The 5,080-nt window shown below is 71.4% G+C and carries 8 protein-coding genes; 4 read left to right on the top strand and 4 right to left on the bottom strand.

The genetic code is table 11. The features are described 5' to 3' along the window. Together AB7U92_RS21660 and AB7U92_RS21655 are read left to right on the top strand one after the other, a co-directional pair. A partial coding sequence (locus AB7U92_RS21660; protein ID WP_428581950.1) for a c-type cytochrome occupies positions 1 to 215 on the top strand: 215 nt, incomplete at its 5' end. Positions 216 to 351: 136 nt separating this feature from the next. Then, positions 352 to 885, top strand: coding sequence for a DUF3455 domain-containing protein (locus tag AB7U92_RS21655; protein WP_428581948.1), 534 nt, complete (start codon positions 352 to 354; stop codon positions 883 to 885). On the opposite strand, the gene AB7U92_RS21650 is transcribed toward AB7U92_RS21655, so the two are convergent. Genes AB7U92_RS21650 through purU form a run of 4 tightly spaced genes read right to left on the bottom strand, consistent with a single transcriptional unit; the run spans position 873 to position 3,748 of the window. Next, the gene (locus AB7U92_RS21650; RefSeq protein ID WP_428581945.1) at positions 873 to 1,418 is read right to left on the bottom strand and encodes a DUF2946 family protein; all 546 of its coding nucleotides are present in this window, start codon (positions 1,416 to 1,418) and stop codon (positions 873 to 875) included. The genes AB7U92_RS21655 and AB7U92_RS21650 overlap by 13 nt on opposite strands. A 14-nt stretch (positions 1,419 to 1,432) precedes the next feature. Beyond that, complete coding sequence (locus AB7U92_RS21645) at positions 1,433 to 2,404, bottom strand: YheT family hydrolase (RefSeq protein ID WP_428581953.1); 972 nt, start codon at positions 2,402 to 2,404, stop codon at positions 1,433 to 1,435. A gap of 1 nt (position 2,405) precedes the next feature. Continuing rightward, on the bottom strand, positions 2,406 to 2,849 hold the full coding sequence (locus tag AB7U92_RS21640; RefSeq protein ID WP_428581942.1) for a YybH family protein: 444 nt from the start codon (positions 2,847 to 2,849) through the stop codon (positions 2,406 to 2,408). A 14-nt stretch (positions 2,850 to 2,863) separates the two neighbouring features. Continuing rightward, positions 2,864 to 3,748 carry a formyltetrahydrofolate deformylase gene (gene purU / locus AB7U92_RS21635; RefSeq protein WP_428581939.1) on the bottom strand — a complete coding sequence of 295 codons (885 nt, stop codon included), beginning with the start codon at positions 3,746 to 3,748 and terminating at the stop codon, positions 2,864 to 2,866. Between the two features lie 67 nt (positions 3,749 to 3,815). Between purU and AB7U92_RS21630 the strand changes: the two genes are divergently transcribed. Both AB7U92_RS21630 and AB7U92_RS21625 read left to right on the top strand, forming a co-directional pair. After that, positions 3,816 to 4,448 carry a sigma-70 family RNA polymerase sigma factor gene (locus AB7U92_RS21630; protein WP_428581936.1) on the top strand — a complete coding sequence of 211 codons (633 nt, stop codon included), beginning with the start codon at positions 3,816 to 3,818 and terminating at the stop codon, positions 4,446 to 4,448. Then, positions 4,448 to 5,080 (top strand): anti-sigma factor (locus AB7U92_RS21625; RefSeq protein ID WP_428581933.1); only part of this gene is annotated, 633 nt, incomplete at its 3' end. The genes AB7U92_RS21630 and AB7U92_RS21625, both read left to right, overlap by 1 nt.

Below are 5,080 nucleotides of genomic sequence, written 5' to 3'. Positions count from 1 at the left end.
CCGCCGCCTGGGCGCCGCGCATCGCCACCGGCTACGAGGCGCTGCTGACCTCGGCCCTGAAGGGCAAGGGCGCGATGGGCGCGCAGGGCGGCGGCGACTTCAGCGACTTCGAGGTGGCCCGCGCCGTGGTCTACCTGGCCAACAAGGGCGGCGCGACCTTCGCCGAGCCGAAGGCGCCGGCGGCAGCGGCCTCCGCCGCATCGGCCGCGAACTGAGCGCTTCCGCTCCCGACAAAGCCGGCCTGTGGGCCGGCTTTTTTCTTGGCCGCGTGCATCCGGTCGGCCGTGGGCGGCGTATCGCAGGGTCGGGGCCGTGAGCCCCGCATCCAAACCACGACTTCCGGAGCACCCCATGACCCGAACCCTTCCGCTGCTGGGCCTTGCCGCCCTGATCTCCGCCTGCGCCTCCCAACCCGCGACGAAGCCGGTGAACAACGCCATGCTGCCCGAGCCGGTTCGCGTGCCTGCCGGCGTGAAGCAGACCCTGGCCACCACCGGTATCGGAGAGATCACCTACGAGTGCCGCGAGAAGAAGGACATGGCCGGTGCCCACGAGTGGGCGTTCGTCGCTCCGGTGGCCACGCTGTACTCGATGGATCGCAAGCCGGTCGGCAAATACTACGCCGGCCCGACCTGGGAAGCCGCCGACGGCTCGAAGGTGACGGGAAAGCAGGTCGCCGTCGCGCCGGCCGCGCCGGGCAGCATCCCGCTGCAGCTGGTCAAGACCGATCCGGCCATGGGCGCCGGCGCCATGCAGGGCGTGGCCTACATCCAGCGGCTGAACACCAAGGGCGGCGTCGCGCCGGCTGTGGCCTGCAACGCGGCCAGCAAGGGCCAGCGCCAGCAGGTGGCCTACGAGGCCGACTATGTCTTCTACGGCAGCTGACCGGCGCGATCGGCGGCCGGGCTGAGCCGGTGGCCGAAGCGCTGCGGCAACTCGGCCAGCGTGACCGGCTCCGGCTGCCACAGGCCGCGCTCCACCGCGTCGGCCGCGGCCTCCATGTCGAGCGTGTGCACGATGCCGAGCCCGAGGTCGGTGGCGAGGAAGAGCCGGCCATGCTCGTCGAGCCAGGCCGACTGCACCGTGGCCGGCCGCCCGGTGTGGCTGGTCACGGCCGGGGCGCCTGCGCCGGCTTCGAGCCGCCACACCCAGGGGGCGGCTTCCAGTTCGACATAGACGCGCTGCGGGCCGTTCTGGAAGAACCAGGCACCGTGCTCGTCGGCCGCGTAGTTGCGATGGATGAACTCGCGAAGCTTGTCGTGCAGGATGCGGCTGCCCTTGACCTGCGGAAAGGGCCCGGCGCGCTGCACACGCTCGTCGCGCATGTACCAGTCGCCGCGCGCGTCGAGCGCGAGCCAGCCCCAGCAGTGCGGCACGTTGGGCCACTTCTTCAGCGCCGCCTTGACGATCTCGTCCATACGCCGATGCTGCGTCAAAGGTGCCGTGCGATCCAGCCCATCACCGCCTCCGGCAGGGTCATCACGTGACCGGGCCAGCGTCCGCCGGGAAAGCCGACGTGCCCGCCGTGCTCGGGCTGCCACAGCGTCACGTGACGGCCCGCCTCGTGCGCGCCGGGCAAGCTCGCACCGGGCACGAAGGGGTCGTTGCGCGCATTCAGCACCAGCGCCGGGATGCGGATGCGCGGCAGGTGCGGCTTGGCCGAGCCGCGCGCCCAGTAGTCGTCGGTGTCTCGAAAGCCGTGCAACGGCGCGGTGAAGACGTTGTCGAACTCGTAGAGGTCACGCGCGGCGAGCAGCTTCTCGCGGCTGAACAGGCCGGGGTGCTGCGCCAGCTTGGCCAGCGCCTTGGGCTTCATGGTGCGCAGGAACATGCGCGTGTAGACGAGGCGGTTGAAGCCGCGCCCGATGGCTCGCCCGCCGGCGGCCAGGTCGATCGGCGAACTGATCGCGGCGACCACCTTGGCCGTGGCAGCGGCCGTCTCGCCGGCCTCTTCGGCCCAGCGCAGCAGCGCATTGCCGCCGAGCGACACGCCCACCGCGGTCATCGGCCCGGCGTGACGCGCCTTGGCCTGCGCCAGCATCCAGCCGATCTCCTCGAAGTCGCCCGAGTGGTAGGCGCGCGGCGCCAGGTTCAGCTCGCCCGAGCAGCCGCGAAAGTGAGGCATCACGAAGCGCCAGCCGTGACGGCGCGCCCAGTCGGCGAAGGCCTGCGCGTAGTGGCTGCGGGTCGAGCCTTCGAGGCCATGGAACATCACCAGCAGCGGCGCGTTCGCATCGTCGCCCAGCCAGTCGGCGTCGACGAAGTCCTGGTCCGGGGTGGCCCAGCGTTCCCTCCGGAACGAGATGGCCGGCCCGTGGTGCCGCCTGCCGAACAGCGCCGGCCAGATGGTCTGTGCATTCCCGCCGGGCAGCCAGCGCGGCGATCGGTAGCGCTCCACCGCCAGCTCAGTGGATCGTGGAGCCGGCTTCGGCGATGTCCTGCACCTCGCGCGGCGAGCCGGGGCTCGCGTGGTGCGCCGCCATCGCCCAGGCGCCGCCGGACTTCACGTAGACGTTGGTCGCCACCACCCAGGCCGTCTGGGTCCCTTCGTCGGTGGGGATCTCGATGCGCTCGAGCACGCTGTGCACGGCGCAGTTCATGCTCTGCAGCCGGCGGACCTTGTCTGGCCGCACGGCGATCGCCCCATTGGCGAAGATGGCCTCGAACGCCGCGCGGATCGCCGGCGCGCCCACCACGCGCGGCCCGCCCGGGTGCACGCAGACGATCTCGTCGTCGTCCGACCAGACCGCCATCAGCGACTCGATGTCGGCGCGCTGCAGCGCCTCGTAGAACTGCTGTTCGATCTCGTCGGGCGTGGCCGGCGGCGGCGGCGGCTTGGCGCGCGGCATGGGCGAGTGCGGCCTCAGCGGAAGACCACGGTCTTCTTGCCGTTGAGCAGCACGCGGTGCTCGACGTGCCAGCGCACCGCGCGCGCCAGCACCACGCACTCGACGTCGCGGCCCACGGCGGTGAAGTCCTCCGGGCTGAGCGTGTGGTCGACGCGCTCGACGTCCTGCTCGATGATCGGGCCCTCGTCGAGCTCGGCGGTGACGTAGTGGGCCGTTGCACCGATCAGCTTCACGCCGCGCTCGTGCGCCTGGTAGTAGGGCTTGGCGCCCTTGAAGCTGGGCAGGAAGCTGTGGTGGATGTTGATCGCCCGGCCCCTGAGGAACTGGCAGAACTCGCCGGACAGGATCTGCATGTAGCGCGCCAGCACCACGAGGTCGATCTGCTCCCTGTCGACCAGCGCCTCGACCTGCTTCTCCTGCGCACGCTTGGCCTCGGCCGGCGCACCGGTGGGCAGCGGCAGGTGGTGGAAGGGGATGCCGTAACTGGCGGCGAGGTCGGCGTAGTCGGGGTGGTTGGAGACGATGGCGGGAATCTCGACGTCGAGCTGCCCGGAGCGCCAGCGGAACAGCAGGTCGTTCAGGCAGTGGCCGTGCTTGCTGACCATCATCAGCACCCGCGGCTTGCGCGCCAGCGAGTACAGCTTCGCGTCCATGCCGAACTGCCCGCGCAGGTGGGTGAACAGCGGGTCGAGCGTGGCCACGTCGGCCAGGTGCGGCGGTGCCTCGAAGTGCACGCGCAGGAAGAACAGGCCGGTGGCGTCGCTGGAGAGCACGTCGCCGTACTGCTGCGAGTCGATGATGTTGCAGCCAGCCTGGAACAGCAGGCCGGAGACGGCGTGCACGATGCCCTTGGCGTCGCGGCACGACAGGGTGAGGACGAACTCGTTGCGGCTGGGCATGGGGCTTTCCTGGGGTTGCCCGGATTGTACGAACCGCGCTGCGCACACCGCCCCTAGACTCGCGCCCATGCCCGCCGCCACCGACTGGACCGAACGAAGCCGCGAACTCGCGCGCCTGCTCGCTCGCGCCGGCCTCGGCGACCGTGCGGCATTTGCCACGCTTTACGAGCGCACCAGCGCGCATCTGTTTGCCGTGATCCTGCGCATCCAGAGGGACCGGGCCCAGGCCGAGGACATCCTCCAGGAGGTGTATGTCAACGTCTGGCGCTCGGCGCAGAGCTTCGACGCAGCGCAGAGCCAGCCCCTGACCTGGCTGACCAGCATCGCGCGCAACCGCGCCATCGACAGCCTGCGCCGCGCGCAGACCCAGCCGCAGATCCAGGCCGCACCCACCTCCGGCGGCGACGACGAACAGGAAGCCGACGTGTACGAGCAAGTGGCCGACGACGGCGACGGGCCGATGCAGCTGCTGAGTCGCGCGAGCGATGCCCGCGCGCTCGCGCGCTGCATGCAGGAACTGAGCGCGGCGCAACGCCAGAGCGTGGCGCTGGCGTTCTTCGATGGACTCAGCCATGCCGAGGTGGCCGAGCAGATGCGCCAGCCGCTGGGCACGGTGAAGTCCTGGGTGCGCCGCGCGCTGATGGCGCTCAAGGGTTGCCTCGAATCCGCCGTCCAGCGCGATGCGCAGGGGAGCGCCTGATGGACTACTCGCGCCCCGAACTCGCCGACCGCCTGGCCGCGGCCTACGTGGCCGGCACGCTGCGCGGCCCCGCACGCCACCGCTTCGAGACCCTGCTGCCCGCCCACCCGGCGCTGCGCGCCGCGGTGCGCGCCTGGCAGGACCGGCTGATGCCGCTGACCGCCGGGGTCACGCCGGTGTCGCCGCCGCCGCAGGTGTGGCAGCGCATCGAGGCACGACTGGGCGGCCCGGCTGCCGCCGCACCCGCGAACCTCCCCTGGTGGGCGCGGCTGGCCTTCTGGCGAGGTCTTGCCGCGCTGGCCAGCGTGGCCACGATCGGCCTGGCCGTGCTGCTGGCCACGCCCGATCCGGTACAGCCGCCGATCGTCGTGGTGCTCAACGCCACCGCGCCGGGCGGTGAAGGCGGCGTGATCCCGGCGTCGTTCGTGGCCAGCATCAGCGGCGACGGCCGCGCGGTGGTGACCAAGCCGCTGATGAACGTGGCGCTGGGCCAGGACCGCGTGCTCGAGCTCTGGGCCGCTGCGGGCAAGAACCCGCCGCGCTCGCTCGGGCTGATCTCCGCCCAGGGCGCCACGGTGGTGCGCCGCGCGCAGCTGCCGACCGGTACCGACCACCTAGATCGGAAGAGCACA

The sequence above is a fragment of the Piscinibacter sp. genome (assembly GCF_050175855.1).
Lineage (GTDB): Bacteria > Pseudomonadota > Gammaproteobacteria > Burkholderiales > Burkholderiaceae_C > Piscinibacter.
Note: the sequence above shows the minus strand (reverse complement) of the source record. Positions and strands in the feature narration are given on the sequence as shown.

Bases quoted from the DNA above. Each gene is read 5' to 3' on its own strand.
- AB7U92_RS21655 (WP_428581948.1), top strand. From the start codon at position 352: ATGACCCGAACCCTTCCGCTGCTGGGCCTTGCCGCCCTGATCTCCGCC.
- AB7U92_RS21650 (WP_428581945.1), bottom strand. From the start codon at position 1,418: ATGGACGAGATCGTCAAGGCGGCGCTGAAGAAGTGGCCCAACGTGCCG.
- AB7U92_RS21640 (WP_428581942.1), bottom strand. From the start codon at position 2,849: ATGCCGCGCGCCAAGCCGCCGCCGCCGCCGGCCACGCCCGACGAGATC.
- purU (WP_428581939.1), bottom strand. From the start codon at position 3,748: ATGCCCAGCCGCAACGAGTTCGTCCTCACCCTGTCGTGCCGCGACGCC.
- AB7U92_RS21630 (WP_428581936.1), top strand. From the start codon at position 3,816: ATGCCCGCCGCCACCGACTGGACCGAACGAAGCCGCGAACTCGCGCGC.